23 protein-coding genes and 1 tRNA gene are annotated in these 25,078 nt (G+C 56.4%); 14 read left to right on the top strand and 10 right to left on the bottom strand.

Annotated features, from left to right (window positions below; translation table 11 throughout):
- Nucleotides 1-21: 21 nt before the first annotated feature.
- Nucleotides 22-1,383, bottom strand: coding sequence for an acetyl-CoA carboxylase biotin carboxylase subunit (accC, locus tag DOP62_RS13410; protein ID WP_208674110.1), 1,362 nt, complete (start codon nucleotides 1,381-1,383; stop codon nucleotides 22-24).
- Nucleotides 1,384-1,538: 155 nt separating this feature from the next.
- Here accC and DOP62_RS13415 point away from each other — a divergent pair.
- Nucleotides 1,539-1,620 (top strand) — tRNA-Leu (locus tag DOP62_RS13415).
- A gap of 76 nt (nucleotides 1,621-1,696) precedes the next feature.
- On the top strand, nucleotides 1,697-2,932 hold the full coding sequence (locus DOP62_RS13420; RefSeq protein WP_261789858.1) for a lipid-A-disaccharide synthase: 1,236 nt from the start codon (nucleotides 1,697-1,699) through the stop codon (nucleotides 2,930-2,932).
- 176 nt (nucleotides 2,933-3,108) lie between these two features.
- Here DOP62_RS13420 and DOP62_RS13425 read toward each other — a convergent pair whose 3' ends face one another.
- The 4 genes from DOP62_RS13425 to DOP62_RS13440 form a co-directional block, all read right to left on the bottom strand.
- Complete coding sequence (locus DOP62_RS13425; protein ID WP_208677110.1) at nucleotides 3,109-4,068, bottom strand: hypothetical protein; 960 nt, start codon at nucleotides 4,066-4,068, stop codon at nucleotides 3,109-3,111.
- Between the two features lie 3 nt (nucleotides 4,069-4,071).
- On the bottom strand, nucleotides 4,072-4,824 hold the full coding sequence (locus DOP62_RS13430; protein WP_208674116.1) for a hypothetical protein: 753 nt from the start codon (nucleotides 4,822-4,824) through the stop codon (nucleotides 4,072-4,074).
- 120 nt (nucleotides 4,825-4,944) lie between these two features.
- Nucleotides 4,945-6,117 carry a hypothetical protein gene (locus tag DOP62_RS13435; RefSeq protein ID WP_208674119.1) on the bottom strand — a complete coding sequence of 391 codons (1,173 nt, stop codon included), beginning with the start codon at nucleotides 6,115-6,117 and terminating at the stop codon, nucleotides 4,945-4,947.
- Between the two features lie 246 nt (nucleotides 6,118-6,363).
- Nucleotides 6,364-8,655 carry a RelA/SpoT family protein gene (locus tag DOP62_RS13440; RefSeq protein ID WP_208677086.1) on the bottom strand — a complete coding sequence of 764 codons (2,292 nt, stop codon included), beginning with the start codon at nucleotides 8,653-8,655 and terminating at the stop codon, nucleotides 6,364-6,366.
- Nucleotides 8,656-8,958: 303 nt separating this feature from the next.
- Between DOP62_RS13440 and DOP62_RS13445 the strand changes: the two genes are divergently transcribed.
- The 4 genes from DOP62_RS13445 to DOP62_RS13460 all read left to right on the top strand — a co-directional run bounded on the left by DOP62_RS13445 (nucleotide 8,959) and on the right by DOP62_RS13460 (nucleotide 12,758).
- The gene (locus DOP62_RS13445) at nucleotides 8,959-9,549 is read left to right on the top strand and encodes a hypothetical protein (RefSeq protein WP_261789859.1); all 591 of its coding nucleotides are present in this window, start codon (nucleotides 8,959-8,961) and stop codon (nucleotides 9,547-9,549) included.
- Between the two features lie 259 nt (nucleotides 9,550-9,808).
- Nucleotides 9,809-10,330, top strand: coding sequence for an NADPH-dependent FMN reductase (locus DOP62_RS13450; RefSeq protein ID WP_208677088.1), 522 nt, complete (start codon nucleotides 9,809-9,811; stop codon nucleotides 10,328-10,330).
- A 265-nt stretch (nucleotides 10,331-10,595) separates the two neighbouring features.
- Nucleotides 10,596-12,056 (top strand): leucyl aminopeptidase, encoded by a 1,461-nt coding sequence (locus tag DOP62_RS13455; protein WP_208674122.1) that lies wholly within the window; start codon nucleotides 10,596-10,598, stop codon nucleotides 12,054-12,056.
- A gap of 117 nt (nucleotides 12,057-12,173) precedes the next feature.
- Nucleotides 12,174-12,758: a molybdenum cofactor guanylyltransferase gene (locus DOP62_RS13460; RefSeq protein WP_370538820.1), complete on the top strand. Its 585-nt coding sequence runs from the start codon at nucleotides 12,174-12,176 to the stop codon at nucleotides 12,756-12,758.
- A 3-nt stretch (nucleotides 12,759-12,761) separates the two neighbouring features.
- Here the strand turns inward: DOP62_RS13460 and DOP62_RS13465 are convergent, their stop codons facing one another.
- Entirely contained in the window at nucleotides 12,762-13,154 is a 393-nt protein-coding gene (locus DOP62_RS13465) for a DUF4346 domain-containing protein (protein ID WP_208674125.1), read from the bottom strand.
- A gap of 376 nt (nucleotides 13,155-13,530) precedes the next feature.
- On the opposite strand from DOP62_RS13465, the gene DOP62_RS13470 reads away from it, so the two are divergent.
- On the top strand, nucleotides 13,531-15,057 hold the full coding sequence (locus DOP62_RS13470) for an NAD(P)H-hydrate dehydratase (RefSeq protein WP_208674128.1): 1,527 nt from the start codon (nucleotides 13,531-13,533) through the stop codon (nucleotides 15,055-15,057).
- Nucleotides 15,058-15,148: 91 nt separating this feature from the next.
- Here the strand turns inward: DOP62_RS13470 and lpxD are convergent, their stop codons facing one another.
- The gene (gene lpxD, locus DOP62_RS13475) at nucleotides 15,149-16,216 is read right to left on the bottom strand and encodes a UDP-3-O-(3-hydroxymyristoyl)glucosamine N-acyltransferase (protein ID WP_208674130.1); all 1,068 of its coding nucleotides are present in this window, start codon (nucleotides 16,214-16,216) and stop codon (nucleotides 15,149-15,151) included.
- A gap of 64 nt (nucleotides 16,217-16,280) precedes the next feature.
- Here lpxD and DOP62_RS13480 point away from each other — a divergent pair, with 64 nt between their 5' ends.
- On the top strand, nucleotides 16,281-17,081 hold the full coding sequence (locus DOP62_RS13480; protein WP_208674133.1) for an ABC transporter ATP-binding protein: 801 nt from the start codon (nucleotides 16,281-16,283) through the stop codon (nucleotides 17,079-17,081).
- Nucleotides 17,082-17,117: 36 nt separating this feature from the next.
- Nucleotides 17,118-17,585, top strand: a complete 468-nt coding sequence (locus DOP62_RS13485; RefSeq protein ID WP_442267895.1) for a hypothetical protein — start codon at nucleotides 17,118-17,120, stop codon at nucleotides 17,583-17,585.
- A gap of 30 nt (nucleotides 17,586-17,615) precedes the next feature.
- On the opposite strand, the gene radA is transcribed toward DOP62_RS13485, so the two are convergent.
- Nucleotides 17,616-19,061, bottom strand: a complete 1,446-nt coding sequence (gene radA / locus DOP62_RS13490; protein WP_208674137.1) for a DNA repair protein RadA — start codon at nucleotides 19,059-19,061, stop codon at nucleotides 17,616-17,618.
- A 204-nt stretch (nucleotides 19,062-19,265) separates the two neighbouring features.
- Here radA and rpaB point away from each other — a divergent pair, with 204 nt between their 5' ends.
- The 5 genes from rpaB to DOP62_RS13515 all read left to right on the top strand — a co-directional run bounded on the left by rpaB (nucleotide 19,266) and on the right by DOP62_RS13515 (nucleotide 23,832).
- Nucleotides 19,266-20,000: a response regulator transcription factor RpaB gene (rpaB, locus tag DOP62_RS13495; RefSeq protein WP_126148009.1), complete on the top strand. Its 735-nt coding sequence runs from the start codon at nucleotides 19,266-19,268 to the stop codon at nucleotides 19,998-20,000.
- Between the two features lie 136 nt (nucleotides 20,001-20,136).
- Nucleotides 20,137-21,177, top strand: coding sequence for a phosphate acyltransferase PlsX (gene plsX, locus DOP62_RS13500; RefSeq protein ID WP_208674139.1), 1,041 nt, complete (start codon nucleotides 20,137-20,139; stop codon nucleotides 21,175-21,177).
- 69 nt (nucleotides 21,178-21,246) lie between these two features.
- Nucleotides 21,247-22,254: a beta-ketoacyl-ACP synthase III gene (locus DOP62_RS13505; protein WP_208674141.1), complete on the top strand. Its 1,008-nt coding sequence runs from the start codon at nucleotides 21,247-21,249 to the stop codon at nucleotides 22,252-22,254.
- 50 nt (nucleotides 22,255-22,304) lie between these two features.
- A complete protein-coding gene (fabD, locus tag DOP62_RS13510; RefSeq protein ID WP_208674142.1) occupies nucleotides 22,305-23,186 on the top strand; it encodes an ACP S-malonyltransferase in 882 nt (293 codons plus the stop codon).
- A complete protein-coding gene (locus DOP62_RS13515; RefSeq protein ID WP_208674144.1) occupies nucleotides 23,155-23,832 on the top strand; it encodes a lysophospholipid acyltransferase family protein in 678 nt (225 codons plus the stop codon). The genes fabD and DOP62_RS13515 overlap by 32 nt, the downstream gene beginning before the upstream one ends.
- Here DOP62_RS13515 and DOP62_RS13520 read toward each other — a convergent pair.
- Nucleotides 23,812-24,378: a YdcF family protein gene (locus DOP62_RS13520; protein ID WP_208674146.1), complete on the bottom strand. Its 567-nt coding sequence runs from the start codon at nucleotides 24,376-24,378 to the stop codon at nucleotides 23,812-23,814. The genes DOP62_RS13515 and DOP62_RS13520 overlap by 21 nt on opposite strands.
- 63 nt (nucleotides 24,379-24,441) lie before the next feature.
- The gene (gene tsaB, locus DOP62_RS13525; protein ID WP_208674149.1) at nucleotides 24,442-25,062 is read right to left on the bottom strand and encodes a tRNA (adenosine(37)-N6)-threonylcarbamoyltransferase complex dimerization subunit type 1 TsaB; all 621 of its coding nucleotides are present in this window, start codon (nucleotides 25,060-25,062) and stop codon (nucleotides 24,442-24,444) included.
- Between the last annotated feature and the right edge of the window lie 16 nt (nucleotides 25,063-25,078).

Below are 25,078 nucleotides of genomic sequence, written 5' to 3' on the forward strand. Positions count from 1 at the left end.
ATATGACGGGCAATCGCAGCGCTAGGACTTGAGGATCCGTGGCAGCATCACCTGTTCAACGAAGTTGGTATAGAGTTCCCCGCGTAGAAACTCCGGCATCTGCAACATCAACTGGTGGAAGCTTAGAGTGGTCGGCAAACCGGTGATGGCGCATTCCCGCAGAGCGCGCTGCATCCGTGCGATCGCCTCCTCACGCGTGGACCCCCAAACGATCAGCTTGCCGATCAACGAATCGTAGTAAGGCGGAATTTCGTAGTCCGTGTAGACGTGGGAATCGACTCGTACACCGGGGCCACCGGGCGGCAAATAGCCGGTGATTCGACCAGGATTCGGTCGGAAGTTGTACTCGGGATCTTCCGCATTGATCCGGCATTCGATCGCATGACCCCGCAGTTGAATATCCGCTTGCCGGAATCGCAACGCTTCTCCCTGAGCAATCCGAATCTGCTCAGCAATCAAGTCCAGACCCGTCACCATTTCCGTAACTGGATGCTCAACTTGGATGCGAGTATTCATCTCCATGAAGTAGAAGTTGCCAGTCGCGTCGACCAGAAACTCCACAGTGCCTGCACCGATATAGCCAATCGCCTGAGCAACTTTGACGGCAGCATCGCCCATCTTCTGCCGCAGATCTGCCGATAGAGCCGGACTAGGCGCTTCCTCTAGTAATTTTTGGTGGCGGCGCTGAATCGAACAGTCACGTTCGCCGAGGTGGACAACGTTCCCATAGGCATCCGCCAGAATTTGAAATTCGACGTGTCGGGGGCGATCGATGAACTTTTCAAGGTAAAGACCGGGATTACCAAAGGCTGCTTCAGCTTCACCTTGGGCAGCTAGGAACAGCTTTTCCAGATCCGTTGCTTCGCGCACCAAGCGCATGCCACGACCGCCGCCGCCCGCCGTCGCTTTGATCATGACGGGGTAGCCGATTTCAGCAGCCACTTTGGCGGCTGCCTCTACATCCGTCAGCAGACCATCGCTGCCAGGAATGGTCGGCACGCCGACGCGCTGCATTGTTTCCTTCGCCGTGGACTTATCGCCCATCGCCCGAATCGAGTCGGGGCTGGGGCCAATAAAGGTGAGGTGATGGTCGGCGCAGATTTCTGCAAAGCGAGCATTTTCTGCCAAGAAGCCATAGCCGGGATGAATGGCACTGGCATTACGCGTCAGCGCTGCGGCAATGATGTTGGGAATATTCAGATAGCTCTTGCTGCTCGCTGCTTCACCAATACAGACCGCCTCATCCGCCAACTGCACATGGAGCGCGTTGCGATCCACAGTGGAATGAACGGCGATCGTCCCGATCCCAAGTTCTTCACAAGTGCGGAGAATACGCAGGGCGATTTCGCCGCGATTGGCGATCAGGATCTTGTTGAAACGCATAGGAGCAGCGGCAGCCAGGAATTGCTAGCGGCAGCAGAACGGCAGCAACGCCGTTTTGAGCAACCGAATCCTATCATGCAGCCTGTCGGCCCCTCTTGCCGAGTCCGGCGATCGCTCGTTATAGTACTTAAGCGCTTTTAACCGAGTGCAGCCACGCGGATGTGGTGGAATTGGTAGACACGCACGTTTGAGGGGCGTGTGGCTTACGCCATGCGAGTTCAAGTCTCGCCATCCGCACTCATAAAACCGGAAAGCAGGAGAGCAAAACGCTAGCCTGCTTTCTTGGTTTGATGGTGGGGCCAAGAGGATGCGTATGGATATTCTGATTCTGTCCAATGGCCCTGGGGAAGTTGCGACCTGGGTGCGGCCAGTGGTCAAGGCTCTGCGACAACAGTTGGGCAACGATCGCGATCGCCTGCGTCTCTCCCTCGTCCTCGCACCTTGCAGCAACGGCACCGGGCAGGAAGCGGCAGCGGCAGCCCGTTATCCCGAACTCGATCGCATTCAATCGGTTGAGCATTTCTGGCCATTTTTGCTCTGGGGCAAAACTGCGGATAACTGGGATTGGCGATCGCAGGGCTTAGTCATTTTTCTCGGCGGCGATCAGTTTTTTGCCCTCTGGATTGCCCGCCGCTTGGGCTACCGCTGCTTGATCTACGCGGAATGGGAAGCCCGCTGGACCGGTTGGGCTGATGCCTTTGCAGTGATGACGCCGCAAGTAATTGAAAAAGCACCGGAGCAGGATCGCCACAAATTCCAGCTCGTTGGCGACTTGATGGCGGAAGTGTCGGCGCAAGCCCAAGCGGAGTCGACGCGATCGCGGGTGGGGCTTCTGCCCGGATCCAAGGCGGCTAAATTGCAGATCGGCTTACCCTTCATGCTGGCGGCAGCTGAGGCGATCGCGGCCCAGCAACCAGAGATGGAGTTCATTCTGCCGCTCGCACCCACGGTACAACCGCAGCAGATTGCCCGCTATGCAGATGCAGATCAAAATCCAGTCATTGCTATGTTTCGGGGCAGTTCCGCTCGTTTACAGGAGCAGCCCGAGGGTTGGGTGCTGACGACCGAAAAAGGGCTGACCGTACGGCTGATCACTGAATCTCCGGCCTATGTAGAGTTGGCCCAGTGCCAGCTCTGTCTGACCACGATCGGTGCCAATACCGCGGAATTGGGTTCGTTAGCGGTGCCAATGTTGGTGCTGCTACCAACCCAGAAACGTGATGCCATGAAAGCCTGGGATGGCTTGCCGGGCTTGCTGGTCAAGTTGCCGTTGCTAGGCGACGCGATCGCTAGTCTGATCAATACCTTGGCCTTGCGCAAAGTCGGGCTGCTAGCTTGGCCAAATATTTGGGCAAAGCGGGCGATCGTACCGGAATTGATCGGCGAGTATTACCCCGAGGATATTGCCGCGATCGCTCTCGACTATCTCCAGCACCCAGAGAAACTAGCAGCGATGCAAGCAGAACTAAGAGCTGTGCGCGGTGAGGCCGGTGCTGCTCAAAAACTGGCCGCGATCGCCGCTCAATTACTGATTTCTTCAGAAGAATAAATTTTTATTATTAATTTTTTGACCATTCTTACGAATATGGGTCAAGCCAAAAGTTGGGAAATTTACCCCCCTCCCCATTAATCTATGTCACTTCTTGTTTCTAGGATGAAACTCCAAGCTTCAATAGATAGTTGTCTACTAAAGCTTCAGGAAATAGTCACTTTTTAGTCAATTAGTTATTTGAACCAGCGACCTAGTTGATGACCTGCTTTATCGAATAAGCCTTGAGCAGCTTTTTGAGTAGAATCCCAAGTCTGATATGCGAACTCGCCAGTTGCTTCTAAAGCTTCTTGCCCAGTGCCTAACAAACCTTTTATTTGCTGTTTGATCTCCGGTGGCATGGCCTGACGTACAGCCTGCGCAAGTTGTGATGACTGGTCTCCAATCCACTGACTTGTCTCTGCTACAAAGCTTTGAACAGCTTCCGATGTTGTATTTGCCAAAACCTTCACTTGCTCCGGCGTGGCGCGATCGACCTTTTCAATAATTTCTTGTCGTTGAGCTTCGTCGAGGTTGTCCCAGACCTTCTTCGTGATGACTCCAACTCCAGCGATCGCAATCACAGCTCCCCCGGTAGAAACTGCAGCTAAGATTGCGCTGCCCGCTGCCATTCCGCCACCACCCGCTGCTACCGCTCCCCCTCCGAGCCAAGCCATTGCAGCATTGGTGGCAGCTGCGCCACTCAAGGTACTGATTGCTGTTCCAGTTGAGGCTGCCGCCCCAACGAGAGAGGCGATCGTCACAACAGTTCCAGCAGAGGCTCCGCCAAGAATCATTGCCCCGCCAACAATCTCGGCAGTCCCAAACTTGACTGCTCCGCTCTGGGTTGAGTAGCTTCGCCCTGTCACCATCAGCGTTGCCCAGTGTTCACAATTGAACTCTGTCAAGTGATAGCGAGGTGCATTCTCTAAGCTGAGTGAATTGCGAAAAGCCCGAATATTGGCTTTGATTTGGTCAAATGGAAAGGCTTCACCCTCTAGCGCTACTGCCTCCCAAGCAATTCCCTGAATTGGTTTGACTTCCAAGCTGGAATCATTAGTCCACCCAATTGTTCGATCTTCAGCAACGACAACGGCATAATGGGCTGCCACGCTATGACCATGCTTGACGATTTGACCTAATTGAAAGCGAGACATTAATTACTCCAATAAACTGTCAAGTTCTGCTTGCATGGCCTGCATCTTGGTTGTAGAGGCTGCTGAGCTTGCCTTAGAAGCTCCGAAGATGTCCCAGGGATTGGTCTTGAGATGTTCTTTCCCAGTTTCAACACCTGTGCCAAGACCCTCGACTGCGAAATCAATCTGTCGCAGTAGATAAGGTCGCAAACTGGCTGAAAGCGAGGCCTCGAGCTGTTGAACTCTGCGATTCAGTTCTTCAAGAGAGGGTTGTGGGTTGTCAGTGCTCCCAGAATTATTCTGAGAAAGTGGTTTAAAGACCGGTTTTACAAATTCTTGAGAATGGCAAGCTTGAATGTACCAAGCCCCTAACTCTTGGGCTTTCTGCAAACCTTCTAGAGAGTCATCTGGTGTAAAGCGATCAGGTAGATCGTTGAGTAAATGCACCCCTTTTTCATTACAGTGACAGGCTTTGTTTCCAGTCTCACGAAACCACTGCAAAAGACGGTAGATTCTGCCTTCAATGATTTGCTGCGACCGTAAGTTCTCCAGAAGCTGTGCCTGATTCCAGCGCTTTTTTCGAGGACGTTCAAGATTGTACTGAGTCGCTATGACATTAGCTAAATGTTCAGAAAAGAGGCGAAGTTGACAGAGGCAAGGATCGGCAGCCGTTAGTTGATGGATCTTTTCAGCTAAGAGGGCGTAGTTATAGAGCGGGTAGTCAAAGGGTTTTAGAAATTCAAAGTTAACTGACGAGTCCTCAGCAGTTGCTTGCATCGCAGTTCTCAAGACGCCGATCAATTAGCTGTGATCATAAACGCAAGTTCTGCTTTAGAGCATCCTTTCTCGCCCCAATCGTGGATTGAGAAACCTCCTGGCGAACTTTTGGGTGTTGGACTACTCCAGCAGGCTATCCAGCTCGCCCTGCATCGCTTGCATTTCGGCGGAGGACGCCAGGGCGCTGGCAGAAGAAGCTCCGAATAAATCCCATGGCTGAGCTTTTAGGTGCGCTTGACCTGCTTGGACACCGGCCACAGCTCCCCGACCGGCTGCTGCAATGCCCTCCAGCACGTAGGCTCGAAACTCTGGCGTGACCTCTGCCCAGACAGCTTGCAAAACAGAGGCGCTGAAGAGAAGGGCGCCCACAGGTGGGAAGAGTAAAACGACGGTGGTGACCATGCCCGCAGTTAAGGCGGATGGCCCCACTTGCGCGATCGCTTGTTCAAGGGTCAAGTGTCCCTGCAGCATCTGAATCAGGGCCGGCGCAGCTTCGGCCGCGATCGCGAAGCCCAAAACTGCAAAGGCATTGCCTTGGAGAAGCCGTTGCAGCAACTTAATAGCGGCACCTCGGATAAAACCAGCTTGGAGCGCCTGCAGCACTACTTGCTGAAAGGCTTGTAACTGTTCCTCACTCGGTGCACCTTCTCCCCGAGCGTAGGCTCCAGCCAACTTAATTCCTTCCAGCATTGTGGCGATCGCAGCATTGATGGCAGCCCCCGAAACGCCGCCAGCGACTGCTTCGCCCCCAATTGCTACTACTTCAATTAAAGCTGCGGCTTCAAAGGGATGGGCGGCAACCCATTCAGCTGTACCGCGGTCAATTGGCAGACTCCGAATGCCGTCCACCTCAATCACGACTGATGCGCCGTCAATACCCTGATTGGCTGCATCGGTGACAACCGCTTGGTCACCATAGCGACCGCTGTTAACCTGACGGGTCACATAGTCAGCGCTACCAACTTTGGCCTGAATCGATGCGATCATGCGGCCCACAGCATCTGTCACATAGATGTCAGTGCCAGCAGCGGTACCATCCGCAGGCACTTGCCAGGCACGGTTACCACTTCCTTGCAGACTGGACTGTAGGTTGTAGCCAATCGCCTGCAGGTGCTCAAAAGCAAAACCAAAAGCCTGGGGATTTTGGCTCACTGCACCGTCTTGGCGGATAACACCAGCCCCTGGGGTCAACAGCGTTGCAGCGCCATCGATCGCGGCTTGAGCAGCAGCAGAAATATTAGCTGTTACTGCTGGCACCAAACCATCAGTCACGTTTTTCAAGAAGTCACGCACGACTGAAACCTAGTTTTTAATCAATGGTTATCAGGCTAAATGATAAAGCCACTGACTAGGGCGAGTCTCCAAGTATGGGTTCTTAAGTCCTATCGACTTAAGGTATGAGCTAGAAAAGAACAGGGATTACCTTAAACCTAAGATTGTGAATCAATAGATGGATAGAGTGAGTCAAAAATAGGTTAGTTAATCGTAGCTACCTATATTGCTGCATATCCCTGGCATGCAACGCCAATTCCTGAACTATCAAAGCTCGTCATCGCTGCCGCTCGACAGCCGCCGAATATGCAGCACATCGCTCATCTGACGGATTTGGGAAAACGTCCGTCCCAGCTGATCAGCACTGGCAAGATCGATGCAGAGATCGATAATGGCGGGCTTACCGGGTGTGGTTTTCACCTGAGCATTGCGGACGTTGATGTTGTTGTCGCTGAGGCGGGTGAGGATGTCGCGCAGGACGCCCACGCGATCGAGCACCGTGATCTGAACATTGACGGGGTAGGTCTGCGGCCGTGGTGCTTTGATTTCGTCTGGGTTCCAGCAGACTGGAATTAAGCGATCGCCCTCGATCCCTTCCACATTCGGGCAGCTTTGACGATGGACGGCAATGCCGTGATTACCGCGCGAGACAACCGCCAGAATGGACTCGCCGGGCAGAGGATTACAACAGCCTGCCAGCCGATAAACCAGTCCTTCAACGCCAATAATTGGCGATCGGCTGACGGGGCGCTGGGCATCGTGGCGCTGAGTCGCTTGGCTGAGGGTTGCAGCCAAGTCGGCGTCGGACAGTGCAGTTTCGGTTCCTTCCAGCAGTGCCGGTTGCTGCGATCGCACGGCATCACGGATCCGATTGACCACCAAGGTAATGGTCATCTCGCCGTAGCCGATCGCCGCCAGCAGGTCATCGGGGCTGGGGTAGTTGCAGCGTTCTGCAACCTTTTGCATCGGCTCTGATTTCAGCAGCGCTTCAAAGCCGGGCTTACCCAGCTCTTTCTCGAGCATTTCGCGGCCGCGCGCAATATTCTCGTCGCGGTGGCTGCGTTTGTACCACTGACGAATCCGGTTTTTGGCCGCCGACGTAACGACAAAATTTAGCCAGTCCAAGCTAGGACGGGCGTTCTTTTGGGTGAGAATTTCGACGATATCGCCGTTGTTGAGGCGGGTTTCCAGCGGCACAATCCGGCCATTGACCTTCGCCCCCGCGCAACGGTTCCCGACTTCGGTGTGGATGCGATAGGCAAAGTCAACCGGTGTCGATCGCTGCGCCAAGGCAATCACATCGCCGCCGGGAGTAAAGACATAGACATCCTCATCAAAGAGGTTGTCTTTAATATTCTCTAGATATTCCTTGGCATCCTTGAGATCATGTTGCCATTCCAGCAACTGCCGCAGCCAAGTAAATTTCTCATCTTCCGTTGAGAACTTCCCAGCTGAACCGCCACTTTCTTTGTATTTCCAGTGAGCCGCGATCCCGTATTCAGCAATTCGGTGCATTTCCAGCGTCCGAATTTGAATTTCTAGGGGACGACCCGACAGCCCAATGACGGTTGTATGCAGGGATTGATAGCGGTTGGGTTTGGGCAGGCCAATGTAGTCTTTAAAACGACCGGGAATTGGTCGAAAAGCATCGTGAACAACGGCGAGTGCTCGATAGCATTCGTCATTGCTGTTGACGATAATCCGCAGCGCCGCCACATCAAAAATTTCGTGGAATTCCTTCTGCTGCATCTGCATCTTGCGATAGATGCTGTAAAGGTGTTTGGGGCGGCCACTGACATCAACGGGCTGAATCCCAATCTGCCCTAGGCGATCGCGCAGAATTTGGACCGATTGTTCCAGCCGAGCCTCGCGATCGGCCCGCTTTTCAGCGACATGCCCTTGAATTGAGCGGTACTGCTCCGCATCCAAGTATTTGAACGAGAGATCTTCCAGCTCCCACTTGACGCGACCAATCCCCAAGCGATTGGCAAGCGGAGCAAAGATGTCCATCGTCTCTTTGGCGATCCGCTTCTGCTTGGTGGCAGCGAGATGCTCCAGTGTCCGCATGTTGTGGAGGCGATCGGCCAGTTTGACCAAAATGACGCGGATGTCCTGCGCCATCGCCAAAAACATTCGCCGGAAGTTCTCGGCTTGCTGTTCAGTCTTACTGGAAAAGTTGAACTTGGAAAGCTTAGTCACGCCTTCGACGAGCTGACGGACTTCCCCACCAAATCGCTCTTCGATCTCCTCGGGGGTGACTTCCGTGTCTTCGACAACATCGTGCAAAAAACCAGCACAGATCACTGCTGCGCTGCCACCGAGATCGCGCAGGATTCCCGCTACAGCAACGGGATGAGCAATGTAGGGCTCGCCGGAAGCACGGTATTGGCCTTCATGCAGGGAGTAAGCAAATCGGAAGGCGCGAGCAATTAAACAGTCGTCACTATCAGCAGAGGTATCAGGCTGCTCTTCTTGACCCAGGCTGTGTTCAAGCCAGGTTGGTAACTCAACAGCAAAGGTAGAAGGAGCAGGAGTAGCGGCTGGGGCAGCGACGTTCATGGCATCAGCGGAGAAAGGGACTGCCGGCAAACCGGCTGACGGCATCGAACGTGCGATCGCTCCCCTTTTCACCTAGTGCAACTGCAACGGTTCATTGGGAAGCTCGGCAGTTGTGCACCGATCTTAACCGTTAATTTCCTGAGAGTCAGGGGGGCTAAGCACGATGGAGATTGATGCAGGGGTTTTTGGATTGATTCATAGAATTTTTGGCAACGTCAAGGCAGGGCGATTGCCAATCAGGTCTTGATTCCTACCGATAAGATGGCAAGCGACTCTGTGCGAAAGGCGGTGGATGGAATGGACATGACGCGGCAGTACTCAATCGCGATCGCTGGCCTGATGGTGGCACTGTCAGCACCCGCAAGTTGGGCTCAATCGAGCGTCCCATTACCAACCGTGCCGGCGGGCGGTGGCTCCTCGCTAAGCTCAACTCCCCTAAAACCATTGAGCGATCGCTTTTTGGTGCGGCTCCGTTACGCTGGGCCCGGTCTGAATTTACAGAGCGCTTTGCCGATTCAAGAAGTGCTGATTGTTGACCAAAATGTGACTGACGGAACTGGCAACATCCTTTTACCCATTGGGACGCCGGTGCTCGGCCGCTTTGAAACCAATCAACAGGGCAGTCGCTTTGTTGCCCAAGCCCTTGTGCTCAATGGTGTGTCTGTCCCCATCTACGCAGTTTCAGGGGTAATTACCGGCCCGCCAACTGCCGATGGCGGTCGTGTTGCCAATAATGCTGGCGTCGGTGCCGCCGCAGGACTAGTTGTGGGTGGCCCCGTGGGACTGATCGCGGGTGGTGCAGCGGGTGCAGCAACTGCTTTTGGCAGTGGCTTACCTGCGACGAGTCTGCAGCCCAATCAAGTGCTCGAAGTTTTGCTGACGAGTGCTTGGTGAAACGGTTTTACTCAACACCCAGGCTCAACCAACCTACCTAGCGCTCATAGCAGTCAGAGGCTGAGTATCCCAATTTTTCCAAGTGCGTTGATCTGTCGCCGCTGGAGGGTTTCTGAAGCGGCCTGAAGCTCACTAAAGCTTTTAGGTCAGCCGTTATTGAATCGCGATTGCTAAAACTAAAGACCTCAGCCCTTGCTCAGTAACCCCCTGCGTGAGTGACGGGTTGCTGCCTCGATCGCTCTCATTCCACCAGAATGCAATGACCACCGATCTGCTCGTGATTAGTGCCAGTAATGGCGAGAACCTCAAGCTGGCCCAGCGCTTTGCCGATACAGGCTCGGCGCGAGGGTTAGCCAGTACCGTCCTAGACCTTACTACGGTTGACTTGCCACTCTACACCCCGCGGCAACAGGCCAATCAAGGCTTACCTAGTCAACTCCCTAGCCTCAGCCAACAACTGGATGCAGCGACCCGCTGGGTGCTCTGTGTTCCGGAATATAACGGCTCGATTCCGCCGGTGCTGACGAGTGCGATCGCCTGGCTCTCGGTGCAGGGTGATGATTTTCGGCGTCTTTTCAATGGCCGTCCTATCGCCATGGCGACCCATTCAGGTGGGGGTGGTCATACTGTGCTAGCGGCCTTGCGGCTGCAGCTCGCTCATCTGGGCGCCCATGTAGTCGGCCGTCAGTTGGTTAGCAATGCAGGCAAACCAGCCCAAGACAACAGTATTGAAGACTTGATTCGGCGTTTGCAAAATATTCCCTATCATCCCTTGGCCTAGCTTTCAGCGCGGACTGAGGAGCTCGCTCTTGTCTGGTGAGATAACTCAGGGTGGAGTAGAGCCTCAATCGCATCGTGATCGCTTCACTAGGGGGTCGCTGTATCTGGGCGCGAACACCCGCGATCAGTCAAAGCGTGGAGACCTATTGCTGTTCTCGCGGTGCCACCTTGGGCTGGGAACATGTGACGCCTGAGAAGCTGCGTACAATCAGTGCTCAGAGCCGTTAAATCTGGCTCGTTGCACGCTGAACAGGACGCATACCGCTATGACATTTCAGGCGATCGCCACGCTACCTCAAGATTGGACCGGCGATACCTTAGCCCTTGGCCTCACGACCGCTGCGATCGGCGAGACCCTCTCGGCTGAACTGCAGACCCTTGATCAGCAGTGGAATGGCGTCCTTCAAGAATTGCTCAGCGAGAGCGAGTTCAAAGCCAAGCTGGTCGAAACCGCCACGACTCGGGTTGGCGGCAGCATCCGCAAATTAATTCTTGTTGGCCTTGGAGAAGCGCCGACCACGGAAGACTATCGTCGGGCTGCGGCAGCGGTAGCAAAACAGGCGCGCAGCCTCAAGAGCCAAACTTTGGCGATCGCTTTTCCCGTGGGGGAGAATCCCGCCGCGATCGCAGCTGCGATCGTTGAAGGGACGTCTCTTGCGCTCTATAAAGACCAGCGCTTTAAGTCTGAACCGGACACGGCCAATGGCCCTAGCACGGTTGAATTGTTGGGACTGGCTGGACAAGAAGCCGCGATCGCTCAAGCAGAGCAAGTCGTCGCTGGGGTTGTCTTGGCTCGGCAGTTAGTGGCTGCACCTGCCAACGTAGTCACACCCGTGACCATGGCCGAAACCGCCCAAGAACTTGCCACGGAACTGGGTCTGGAGCTGGAAATCCTAGAAGCAGAAGACTGCGAAAAACGGGGAATGGGCGCCTTTCTGGGCGTTGCCAAAGCCTCAGATCTACCGCCCAAGTTCATCCACCTCACCTATCATCCAGCAGGCACCCCGCGCCGGAAGCTGGCGATCGTGGGCAAAGGCCTAACCTTCGACTCCGGTGGCTACAACATCAAGGGCGTCGGCAGTGGCATCGAGATGATGAAAACCGACATGGGCGGTGCCGCCGCTACCTTGGGTGCTGCCAAGGCGATCGGCTTGATTAAGCCTGATGTGGAAGTGCACTTCATCTCAGCTGTGACTGAGAACATGATCAGCGGCCGAGGCATGCACCCGGGCGATATTCTGACCGCCTCGAATGGCAAGACGATCGAAGTCAACAACACCGATGCCGAGGGTCGTTTGACCTTGGCAGATGCCTTGGTGTTCGCCGATAGCTTGGGTGTCGATGCGATCGTCGATCTTGCTACCCTGACTGGGGCTTGCATCATCGCTCTGGGGGATGACATTGCGGGACTTTGGAGCCCGGATGATGCACTGGCTGAGCAGCTGTTGCAGGCCGGCAAAGACGCCGGTGAAAAACTTTGGCGCTTGCCACTGGAAGAACCCTATCTAGAGGGGCTGAAGTCACCGGTAGCCGACTTCAAAAATACGGGACCGCGGGCAGGTGGTTCGATTACGGCAGCCCTGTTCCTCAAACAGTTTGTCAAACATCCGGTTTGGGCCCACCTCGATGTTGCTGGCCCGGTTTGGAGTGACAAGGAGAAGCATTACAACCCATCTGGCGCAACCGGTTACGGGGTGCGGACACTGGTGAACTGGGTGCTGTCCTAGGTCATGGGGTGGGGCGATCGCTCAGCTGAAATTGCTGAAGATTTCGCGATCGCCCGCGACTTACACAGCGATCACCTCCGATGATCAAGGGTGTTTCTGCTGGCAGGAGCGATCGCCATGGACTGTGCCGCACTGATTTTGGCAGGGGGCGCCAGCCGTCGGATGGGGCAGGACAAGGCTCTGCTGGAACTCGACGGTGAACCGTTGATTGCCCGCACAAGTCGGGTCGCTGCTGCCATTTGTGACAGTGTCTGGCTCTGTAGTCCGCAACCCGATCGCTATCTGCCGTGGCTGCCGCAGACGGTGCAGTGCTTGACGGAACCACAGCCGAGTGGGCCACAAGGCCCGCTGACTGCCTTGGCTGGGGCACTGCCGCAAATCAAGGCAGATTGGGTTTTACTCTTAGCTTGCGATTTACCGCGTTTAGCGATCGCCCCATTGCAGGCTTGGCGACAGCAGGTTGAACAATTGCCTGAGGATTGTCTGGCTGCGATCGCGCGAACGGAACAGGGCTGGGAGCCGCTGGTTGGCTTTTATCGACCGGCGATCGCCATAACGATTTCACCTTGGTTAGCCCAAGGTCGTAGAGATTTTCAGGGTTGGCTCAACTCGATTGCCGTTGCAGAACTTGCACTGGGCGATCGCGATTGGCTGACTAATTGCAACACACCAGAGGAGTGGAAGGCGCTGCAGCATTCCTAATGCTTAGTCTTGGATGTACTCTTTCCCGCTGAGCAGACAGGCTTCTGCCCGCTGAAACTCGCGACCGAGATAGAGGGCGTGATCGAGATAGCTGAGTGGGCAGGGCTGAGTATCTTCGGTGATCAGCTTGCCGAGTTCCTTGGCGGTGCGGCCACGGAACTTTGCTGTTGGCTCTCGCTTGAGGTTGCCTTTGCAGGCCAACACTTCACCCGTTTCTGGATCAGTTGCTAGACCCTTCTCATTGATGGCATTGCTGTAGTGATCAGCGCAGATCAATCCCGCTTCGCGATCGAGATAAATCACGAAATAGCCAGCTGGATCGAGGTTGATAAACCGATTAGAAAGCTGATCATCCAAAGCTTTTAGTGCTTGGCGATCGGGGTGGGAGAGGAGCATGGAGCAAACCCATTTTTGACAATTTTAGCGATTTAAACGTCAACTTTAGGCTCAGTTCGAATGGTTGAGACTGGGATACAAGTTAGATGAGGTAAAGCAATCCCAACATCTGGAACTTGCGATCGCTAGGCTCGGTAAAGACTGGAACAGCTTTGAAATAGCGAGTTGAGAAGAACTTTTCAGTCGATTACATGGCGGGTCGTGATTCGCAACTGCCTGCGATTGATGATCTGGCAATGCTAATCGTTCACCGATACAAGCCTTATCACAGGGTCGATCTCGGCATAAGTTTCAACCTATTCTGAGGAGCACAGCGATTCGCGCTCACCTGTTCTTGACGGAGTGTTGGCGATCGCAGAGTACGTCAGGATAACCGATGGCTTCTCCTTCTTTGGCCGATCGCGTGGTGGTAACGGCGGAGCAAATGCAGGCGATCGAAACGCGTCTGTTTGCTGCCGGTCTACCCGTCGCAGCTCTGATGGAGAAGGTGGCCAATCGCCTCGGTCAACGACTTATGGCTGAATATCCCGATCGCCAACAGCGCTGGGGGATTTGGGTCGGGCCCGGGCATAACGGCGGTGATGCCTTGGTGGTGGCACGGGAACTGCATCTGCAAGGCTATCCAGTCCAGATTTGGCATCCGTTTGAACGGCGTAAGCCGCTCACGGAAGCGCACTTGCAGTTTGCACAGCATTTGGGCATTCCAATCATGAACACCTACCCAGACAGCTGCGATCGCTGGCTTGATGGGGGCTTTGGTTTTGGTCTGAGCCGCACCTTGAATGAAGCCAGCCAAGCGGCGATCGCCCACCTCAATGCCAGTGGCAAACCGATCTGCAGCATTGACCTCCCGTCTGGTCTGGACACCGATCGCGGGGAACCGCTCGGGGCAGCAATCGCAGCGGAACGGACGGTCTGTTTGGGACTGTGGAAGCAGGGGCTTTTACAACTGGCAGCGGCGCCTTGGCGAGGTCAGCTAGAACGCTTAGATTTCGGGATTCCGGAGGCCGATATTGTTGCGGTGCTGGGGAGTAATCCCTCTCGCCAAATCTTGACGGATGCACGAGCGATCGCGGCGCTCCCCTTACCTCTGGCAACCGATGCTCATAAGTATCGTCGCGGTCACCTACTGCTGATTGTGGGATCCCAGCGCTATCGCGGTGCAGCGCTACTGGCGGCGATCGCAGCGCGGGCGAGTGGTGTTGGCATGGTGACGCTGGCTGTCCCTGAGCATTTGAGTGCGATCGCTGTTGCTCAAGTCCCAGAAGCGCTGGTGTTGGCTTGTCCGGAAACCGCAACGGGTGAGATTGCCGAGCTACCGCTGGACTGCGATCGCTACAGTGCGATCGCGATCGGTCCTGGGGTGGGAACAGGATCCAGCATCCGGTCGGTACTGCAGCAGGTCTTGCAGCAAGCGCGATCGCTCCTGATCGATGCTGATGCCCTGACAGTGTTGGCGCAACATCCCGAGGACTGGACCTTACGTCTGGCGGGGTCTGCCACAGTGATCACACCCCACGCCGGTGAATTTCAACGTCTGTTTAGCTCAGTGCCGACTCCTGAAGCAGTGGCTGCGGCAGTGGCTGAACACTCAGTCATCCTCGTCCGCAAGGGGCCTTCACCCACTGTTGCGACACTGGCCGGAACCAGTTGGTCCTTAGTAGACAGCACTCCAGCTTTGGCGCGGGGTGGCAGCGGTGATGTGCTGACAGGGCTGTTGGGTGGACTGTTGGCGCAGACGGATGCCGTCTCTGCCGCGATCGCCGCCACTTGGTGGCACAGTCGTACAGCCCAAGCGATCGCAAGAACCCATAGCCCATTAGGGGTTTCCCCCACGGACTTAGCAGCTCAGCTCGCGTTTTGGCTGGGACAGCGGCTCCGTTCCGATTTAACACGGGAGTAGCAAGAGGAATTGCTGCCACAAGGCTAATCGCTCGACTGTCCGGATGCCTGAACGGTGGCATGTTGAGGAAGTACCAGAGGCGCGATCGCGCCTAGCTCTCACTCCGACCTTGCTCAAGGACTTCAACCCGTCGGACTAGGTTGCGAAGGCTGCGGTACAACTCGGGCAAGCGATTGTAGACTGCTGATGTTTTCAGCCATTGGCGGTTGGGAATGGCTGGATAGCCTGAGACGATTGCGCCGGCTTCGATCTCGCCATGAATCCCGGATTTAGAAGAGGCGATCGCCCGATCGCCAATCTTGACGCGGTTGGCGACGCCCACCTGTCCTGCCAGAATGACGCGATCGCCGACTTCTACCCCACCGGCGAGGCCGACCTGAGCCGCCATGGCACAAGCCTTGCCAATTTGACAGCCGTGTCCAATGTGGACGAGGTTATCCAGTTTCGTTTGCGCCCCGATGCGCGTTTCACCGACTGCGGGGCGATCGATGGCGCTATTGCAACCGACTTCGACGCCATCTTCCAGCACCACCACGCCAGACTGCTCCATCTTGAACCAGCCGCTGGCGGTGGGCACAAAGCCAAACCCTTCCGCCCCGATCACTGCGCCGCTGTGGATCACGCAGTCCTGCCCGAGTTGGCTGCGCTCATGAATGGTGCTGTTGGCATGGAGCTGGCAGCGATCGCCGACGATGACGCCGGGATAGAGCACAACATTGGCGTGCAGGATGACGTCATTACCGATGACGCTGTTGGCCCCGATCACCACATGGGCACCAACGCTGACGCGATCACCCAACTGGGCACTAGGATCAACTACCGCGCTGGGATGAATGCCGGGTGCAGGCCGAAAGGGCTGATAGAAAATCGCGATCGCAGCGGCAAAGGCCAGCCGCGGCTGGGCCGTCGTCACCCAAGCGAGGTTGCGCGCTTCGGCACGGGCTTGTAGGGCAGGATCAGGTGGCAAGATCAATGCACTTGCCGCCGTTTGCTCAATCCAGTCCTGCAGGCCACTCTCCTGATCGAGAAAGCTCACCTGTCCCGCCTGCGCTTCATTGATGGCCGCCACCCCGTGTAACTCTGGGTCACCAGCGATCGCTTGGGCTATGCAGGGGCCAGTCTTGGCCTCTAAGTGTTGCAGAAACTCGCTCCAGCGCATGCCTCATTCCCCAGGTGAACCGCACAGGATCTTAGCGGACTGACTCTCCCCTACACTAAGCGCCATGGAGTTTTTGCCGCCGCCGCCCCGCTTCCCTGACCCCGCACTACGCCTCGACGGGGTGTCGGTTCATCGTGGCGATCGCTGTCTGCTACACCAGATCAGCTGTGACTTTCCTAAACAAACGGTCACGGCGATCGTTGGTCCCTCAGGTTGTGGCAAAACCTTGCTCCTGCGCTGCCTGAATCGCCTCAGCGATCTTCAATCTGAGCTGCAGGTCAGTGGTCATATCTGGCATCAAGGGCGTGATCTGCGCGATCGCCGTGTGGATGTTGAAAGTCTGCGCTGCCAACTGTCTCTGATCCGTGGCCCTGCCACTCCGATTGCGGGTAGCCTGTACGACAACCTGGTGCTACCGGCCCGCCTGCAGGGATACTCCGGCAACTTTGAGTCCTTGGCGCGCGAGGTGCTAGCCCTGGTTGATCTACCCGCCGACTTGGATCTTCAGCAGCCTGCCCGCTACTGCTCTCCCGAGACGCAGCTGCGTCTCTGCCTCGCCCGAGCGATCGCCATGGAACCCGACATTCTGCTCCTAGATGAGCCTTGTGTGCAATTGGATTCAGCTGCAACTCTGGCCCTAGAAGAATTGCTGCTGCGGCTCTGCGATCGCTATACGATTCTGCTGGTCACCAACAGCCTCGCCCAAGCTGGGCGCTGCGCCACTTACACGGCGCTCCTCCATCCCCTGCCAATCAGCGGCCAAGCCAGCCCCGTGACCACGCTGATTGAGTTTGCCTCCACCAGCCAAATCTTTCGCCAACCGCAGCATCCGATCACCGATGACTTTGTCTGTGGTCGGCGCTGAAGCCTCGCAATAATGGAGAAGCTGCTTGCGAAGGGAATGGACATGAAAATCTGGCGATCGCTCAGTCTTCTAATGCTGCTGATCGGCAGTCTGATTTTCGGTGCTGGGCCAGCTGCAGCCATGACTCAACTCAACGTCACCTCGGTGGACTATCAGCAATGCCCTGCGGAACTGAGTGAAGGCGCAGTCACCAGTGGCGGCAGCAGTCGGCCGGCTAGCTGCTATCTCGTTGTCGGTACTATCAACAATCCCAGTAACAAAACGGTCTACGACGTCGATATCTACGGTCGGATTTACGATGCTAACGGTGATTCGGTGATGCAAAACCGTACCAGACTAGGGGAAGTCGAGTCCGTGCCACCGGGGGATCATCCTTTTGAAATCCGGATCAGTGTGCCGGCCAGTCAGCCTGCTCCCCTGCAACTCAAGCAGTTCAAAGCCTCTGGATTTAGTGCCACCGTCCGGACGCAACTCTTGGAAGAGTCATCTGAGTCGCGCTTCTAAGCAAAGCACTGGGGCAATTGCCGTATCTCTTCAGTCTTGAGCGGGGCGATCGCTATTGGTGGGTGCTTCTTGCAGGGCCAGCCCGATCGCATCAACCAACCGACTGACGGGCACCAGCTCTAGCTCGGAATCGCAACGTTCCTGTCCCTTGGGCAAAAGTGCTCGCTGAAAGCCCAACTTGGCAGCTTCCTTAAGGCGCAACTCAATTTGACTGACAGGACGCACTTGCCCGCCCAGACCGATTTCGCCGATCAGCACCGTGTCGGGACGCAGGCAGCGATCGCGAAAACTGGCGACAAGGGCGATCGCAATCCCGAGATCTGCTGCTGGCTCGGCCACATTCAGACCGCCAGCCGAGGCGACATAGGCATCGAATTTGGAGAGCGGTAACCCCAAGCGTTTTTCCAGGACCGCCAAGATTTGCAGCAGGCGATTGTATTCAATCCCAGTCCCTGCCCGACGCGGTGAGCTGTAGCTACTGGGGCTCACAAGAGCTTGCAGTTCCACCAACAGCGGTCGAGTTCCTTCACAAGCCACAATCGTGGCTGTGCCGCTGGCAGCTTGGTCACGACTACCGAGGAAGAGAGCCGAGGGATTCCCCACTTCTTCGAGGCCGCGATCGACCATTTCAAAAATGCCGAGTTCCTGAGACGCACCAAAGCGGTTCTTGACCGATCGCAGCAGCCGATGACTGGCAAAGCGATCGCCCTCGAAATAGAGCACCGTATCGACTAAATGCTCCAGCACTTTGGGTCCAGCGATCGCCCCGTCTTTGGTGACGTGACCCACGATCAACAGCGTGATCGTCAGTTGCTTCGCCACCCGCATCAGGGCTGCGGTACATTCCCGCACCTGGGCAACGGATCCTGGAGCAGATCCGAGTGCTGGGCTATAGAGCGCTTGAATACTGTCGATAATCGCGACGGGCGGCCGCAGTGCTTCTAGCTCCGCCACGATCGCATCGAGGTCAATTTCTGGCAGTAAATAAAATTGCTGATCCGTTTGATTGGGTGTTCGGTGGGCAGCAATCCGTTGCCAGCGTAATTTCACCTGTTGGCCCGACTCCTCAGCACAGACGTAGAGAATCGGCTGGCGTTGGGAGAGTGCTGTCGCCGTTTGCAGTAGTAGTGTTGATTTGCCAATGCCCGGATCACCCCCAATCAAGACAAGAGATCCCGGCACTAAACCGCCACCAAGGACGCGATCGAACTCCCCAGATCCGGAGGGAATGCGTTGTTGACTGACATCCTCGATCGCGCTCAGGGGCTGGGCAGCAACGGCTTGAGGGGGACTGTCCGCGCGGCGATCGCGCCGTTGTCGGGAGGGTAGAACCGTTGCGATCGGTGTTTTTGCGGCGGGGGCGATCGCTTCCTCAACGAGGCTATTCCAGCTCTCACAAGCAGGGCAGCGACCGACATAGCGCGGTGCTCGATGACCACAGTTTTGACAGACGTATTCGCTTCGCGATCGCGCCATTCGTTACAAACCTGTAAATAATTTTGACAATTTTTTGTGTTGTAACGGATTGCTTAAAGTCAATGTCGGCAAACGTTCTGACGATGACGAAACGATAAGAAATGCGATTATCCTGTTATTGATTTGTCGGTTCCCTATCATTCTGCTACGCCATTCGCCTTGGGCGGATCCGAGTTACCTGACGACCTTTGAGAGAGGCCAATCTTGGAAAATCGCAAGGAAAAAATCCTCGTTGTTGACGATGAAGCGAGTATCCGACGGATTCTTGAAACCCGGTTGGCAATGATTGGCTACGAAGTCGTCACCGCAGCCGATGGCGAAGAAGCTTTGACCACATTCCGGAATGCTACGCCGGATCTTGTGGTGCTCGATGTGATGATGCCGAAGCTGGACGGCTATGGCGTTTGCCAAGAGCTGCGCAAAGAATCCGACGTTCCCATCATCATGTTGACGGCCCTGGGGGATGTGGCCGATCGCATCACCGGCCTTGAACTGGGCGCCGATGATTACGTCGTCAAACCCTTCTCTCCGAAAGAACTAGAAGCCCGGATTCGCTCGGTGCTGCGGCGGGTCGAAAAAAGTGGGGCGAATGGCATTCCCAGCTCGGGTGTCATTCAAATCAACAGCATCCGAATCGACACCAATAAACGTCAGGTCTACAAAGGCGACGAACGGATTCGACTCACTGGCATGGAGTTCAGTCTGCTGGAATTGCTGGTCAGCCGCTCCGGTGAGCCTTTCAGCCGCGCTGAAATCCTGCAAGAAGTCTGGGGCTATACCCCCGAGCGCCACGTCGATACCCGCGTCGTCGATGTCCACATTTCGCGGCTGCGCGCCAAGCTCGAAGACGATCCGGGTAACCCAGAGCTGATTCTGACAGCACGGGGCACCGGCTACCTGTTCCAGCGTATTGTCGAGCCCGGCGAAGAAGGCCGCTAGGGTCGCTGGCGGTTAGGAAGTTACATCAAGGGGATGGGATGCCGTTGGAAGAGGCTGATCGATCCCCGTTATTCTCTTGATTCAGGCGCGGGCAACGGGTCTGATAAAATCCGGTGAGATTCAGGGACGTAAGCCGATGACGCGTGCGCGGATCGCGGTGGACGCAATGGGCGGCGATTTCGCCCCCGAGGAAATTGTCAAAGGGGCTTTGCGCGCCCAAGAAGAACTACAGGCCGATGTGATCTTGGTGGGCGATCCCGATCGCTTGCGAGCGATCTGCCAAGACCACGCCCCCCATCTGCAGGTGCGGATTGAAGCAGCTGAAGAAGCGATCGCTATGGAAGATGCGGCGGTTTCGGTGCGGAGCCGACCCCGTGCTTCGATCAATGTCGCTATGGACTTGGTCAAAGCAGGCGAGGCAGATGCAGTCATTTCTGCGGGTAACTCTGGCGCAGTCATGGCTTCTGCTCTCCTGCGGCTAGGCCGCATTCGCGGGATCGATCGCCCCGCGATCGGAGCGCTGTTGCCGACGGTGATCCCGGGCAAGCCCGTCCTTGTCTTGGACGTGGGCGCCAATGTGGACTGCAAGCCTCGCTTCCTCGAGCAGTTCGCCGTGATGGGCTCAATCTACAGTCGGGATGTTTTGGGACAGCCCAATCCCCGAGTCGGTTTGGTCAACATCGGTGAAGAGGACTCTAAGGGCAACGAGTTAGCCCTCGCTAGCCATGAATTGCTGCGGAATAACTCGCGCATTTGCTTTGTCGGCAACGCGGAGGGACGCGATGTTCTCTCAGGTCAGTTCGATGTTGTTGTCTGCGATGGCTTTGTCGGCAACGTTCTGCTGAAATTCGCCGAAGCCGTGGGCAGCGTCTTCCTGGAGATCATTCGCGACGAACTGCCCCGCGGTATGCGCGGCAAAGTGGGGTCAACCCTCCTACGCCGGAATCTGCGCCGGATCAAGCAGCGATTGGACCATGCAGAGCACGGCGGAGCCTTACTGTTGGGCGTCAATGGCGTCTGCATCATCAGCCACGGCAGCTCCAAGGCTCCTTCGATTTACAGCGCGATTCGTCTGGCCGTCGATGCTGCCAACAACCGTGTGATTGACCATCTCCATCAGATCCAGCAGCCCCCTGCTCCAACAGCGGATCTCGTGACAGAGCCAGTTGTCAGCTAGGCGATCGCTGGTAGATCGCCCCCCCTCTTGTGATTTACTGAAGACTCCGGCATGTGACGGAGTGTTAATTTGACTCGACCTGGCGTTGGTGTTGCAATCACGGGCAGTGGGTCTGCTGTTCCTTCGACAACCCTCAGTAATGACCAGCTCTCGCAGCTAGTTGAAACCTCGGATGAATGGATCCGGAGCCGTACGGGGATCGGTCAGCGCCGCGTGGCTCAGCCATCCGTCGAGAGCCTGGCCTCATTGGCTGCTGCGGCTGGGCAATCAGCGCTTGATGCTGCGGGCCTAGAAGCGACTGCCGTCGATTTAATTTTGCTGGCGACGTCAACCCCCGACGACTTGTTTGGCAGTGCTTGCCAAGTCCAAGCGGCATTGGGAGCCAGCCAAGCGGTTGCGTTTGACCTGACGGCAGCTTGTTCGGGCTTCTTGTTCGCAATGGTGACAGGCGCGCAATTTATTCGCAGCGGTGCCTATCGCACGGTGCTGGTGATTGGGGCGGATGTCCTGTCGCGCTGGACGGACTGGAGCGATCGCCGCACCTGTGTGTTGTTTGGCGATGGTGCCGGTGCCGTTGTTCTGCAAGCCAGTGAAGTAGATCAATTGCTGGGCTTTGAAATGCGCAGCGATGGCAGCTTGAACGGCTGTTTGACCTTGGCTTATCAAGAGCAACCGCAATCGTTGCTGGAAGATATCAGTGTTTCCCAGGGTACCTATCAGCCCGTAGCGATGAATGGCCAAGAGGTCTATCGCTTTGCCGTGAAGCGTGTCCCAGAAATTTTGGAAAAGACGCTATTCCATGCGGGTATCGATCGCGATCACGTCGATTGGTTGCTGCTGCACCAGGCCAACCAACGGATTTTGGACGCCGTGGCCGATCGCCTCGGGATCGATCGCGATCGCGTCCTCAGCAATTTGGTGAACTACGGCAACACTTCCTCGGCCACGATTCCCTTGGTCTTGGATGAGGCCGTTAAAGCTGGCAAGATCCAACCGGGGGATTTGATTGCGGCCTCTGGCTTTGGCGCTGGTCTGAGCTGGGGGGCGGCAGTGTTCCGCTGGGGCGTGGTGTCCTAGGCAATCCTTCCGAACTTGAGACGTGGATAGCAAGAGACTGAGCGATCGCGATGGCTAAAACAGTGTGGGTATTCCCGGGTCAGGGTTCCCAAGCAACAGGAATGGGCATTGATCTGCAGGATTGGCCCGAAGCACAACAACGCTTTGCGGAAGCCGAGGCCATCCTGGGCTGGTCGGTGCTGGAGCGCTGTCAAGCGGATGCTGAAACGCTGTCGCAAACCGTCAACACCCAACCCTGCCTCTACGTGCTGGAAGCGATCCTCAGCGATCGCCTGCGCAATCTGGGTGAACAGCCGGACTACGTCGCCGGTCACAGCCTCGGAGAATATTCGGCGCTCTATGCGGCGGGCGTCTTTGATTTCGCCACTGGCCTTCGCCTCGTGCAAAAGCGGGCAGAACTGATGCAGGCGGCTTCAGGGGGCAAAATGGCCGCGTTGATTGGCTTTGATGCCGAAGCCTTGACTGAGGCGATCGCGGCCACTGAAGGCGTTGTGCTCGCCAATGACAACAGCGCTGCTCAAGTCGTGATTTCTGGCACACCAGCAGCGGTTGATGCGATTTTGACGAACGTCAAGAGCAAACGCGCGGTGCCACTGACTGTCTCGGGTGCCTTCCACTCACCCTTCATGGCGGAAGCCGCCGCGACCTTTGCCGCCAGCTTGGAAGCCGTGGATTTTCAGGAGGCGCAAGTTCCGGTTCTCTCCAATGTCAGTGCTAGCCCCAGCACCGCTGCAGCTGAACTCAAGCAAAACCTGTTGCAGCAAATGACTGGCTCGGTGCGCTGGCGCGAAACCTGTCTGGCGATCGAGTCCCTTGGAGTTGAGCAACTAGTCGAAGTGGGTCCCGGTAAAGTCCTGACCGGCTTGATGAAACGCACCTGTCCTGCGATCGGATTGCGCAATGTTGGAACGGCAGCAGACCTCGCGGTCTAGTCTCCTAGTTCGCCGCGATCGCGAACCCCCCAGCTCGCTATTGCTCTACCACCTGCTGAAATGGTCGGTGGTCAGCCCGCTGCTGCACCTCTACTTTCGGGGGCGGATCTACGGGGCGGAGAATGTGCCGCGATCGGGGCCGCTGATTGTCGTGAGCAATCATGCCAGCGACTTCGATCCGCCGATCGTCTCCAACTGCGTGCGGCGACCCGTCGCCTTCATGGCGAAAGAGGAGCTGTTTCGAGTCCCTGTTTTGGCGCAGGCAATCCGGCTCTACGGTGCTTATCCGGTGCGGCGCGGCAGTAGCGATCGCAAAGCCCTGAAAGCGGCGATCGCCGCCGTTGAGTCTGGTTGGGCTGCTGGAATCTTCCTCGACGGCACCCGCACACGCGATGGTCGCATTCACAACCCCAAACTGGGAGCTGCTTTGGTTGCTTGCAAAACCGGCGCTCCACTCTTGCCCGTCAGCCTGTGGGGAACGGAGCGCATCCTGCGGCGAGGCTCCTTCCTGCCGCGCTCAGTGCCGCTAACGATTCGGATTGGTGAACCGATCGCGCCCCCACAATCGAGCGATCGCGAAGAACTGGAGCGGGTGACGTTCACCTGTGCAGCGGCGATCAATGCCCTACACAGCTTGGGTCGCTAGCACTTGCTGCCAAGCCTTGCCTAACCACAGTTCCGCCTCAGGGCCGAGCAGTACCCAAATAATCGCTCGGCCACCATCGCGGACAGCCTTGCGCCAGGATTCCGAAGCACTATTGGAGGGAACGGCAACAGGTTCAACCGTGATGCCGCGACTGGCAAAGACAATGTTGGCAATGACCAAGGCACGCCGCATGTGATAGTCCGACGTCACGAGGTAGACGTGCTGGATGCCCTGCTGCTGGAAGCGATCGGCCAGGCTGGTGAAGTTGCTGAGGGTATCGGTGGCTTGGTAGTCCAGCCGCAGCCGCGACAGAGGTATGCCCGCTTGGCTAAACACCCATTCGGCATATTCGCGATTGGTACCTGAGGAAATCCAGACTGGCAGGTCGGGATAGTGCTGGGCAAAGGTTGCTGCAAATTCCTCGCGTCGGGAATCGCCACCCAAAACAAAGATGGCTTGGGGCGATCGCTGGGCAACCGCAACTCGGTTGAGCCCCCAGACCACACCCAGACCCAACAACAGGGTGATTGGCAACAGACGACGCATGACCTTGGCAGACGCAGAGCAGAAACGGCTGTACCTTAGCACTGCTGCGCTGCTTTCGACAGCCTAGCCCGCCGCTACCGAAACGGGATGCTGTCCGTAGTAGGGCAGTGCAGCAGACCAATCTGGGCGATTGCCCCGTTGCCACTGCCGTTCTGCGATCGCCAGCAGATCCGTCACGGTTGTTGCGATCGTCTCGTCTGCTCGGCAATCCGTAAGTTGCCAGTCCGCGAGTTTCTGAGCCCAGGACTCCGGCTCGTAGACCTGCTCAGTCTCCAGTGCGATGGGGATACCGTCCTGACAGTCATAGAGTGCGCCAATTAATTGACCACGCTGGGCATCCATCGACACTGCGATCGGTTGGGGCTGGCCCGTCTGTCGCCACTGAGCAGCAGCCAACCCCGCCAACGTAGAAAGGCCAAACAGCGGCAGTTCTAGTTGCTGTGCAAGAGTTCGAGCGGTAACAACGCCAATGCGGGTGCCCGTAAAGCCTCCAGGACCGCAGGCCACAGCCAGAAAGTTCAGCTCAGTCCAAGCACGAGGGGTAATAAATTCTTGCAAGCGCGGCAGCAAAACGGCGGCCGTATCGCGACCTACATCCCAAGTTTGTCCGAAGGGCAGGTCTGAACTCGTGCTGATCGCCAATCCCAAGGTGGGTGTGGAAGTATGAATGGCTAAACCCAGCACTGTCTTTCCTGCGATC

Origin of the sequence: Synechococcus elongatus PCC 11801, from assembly GCF_003846445.2 — a bacterium.
GTDB lineage: Bacteria > Cyanobacteriota > Cyanobacteriia > Synechococcales > Synechococcaceae > Synechococcus > Synechococcus elongatus_A.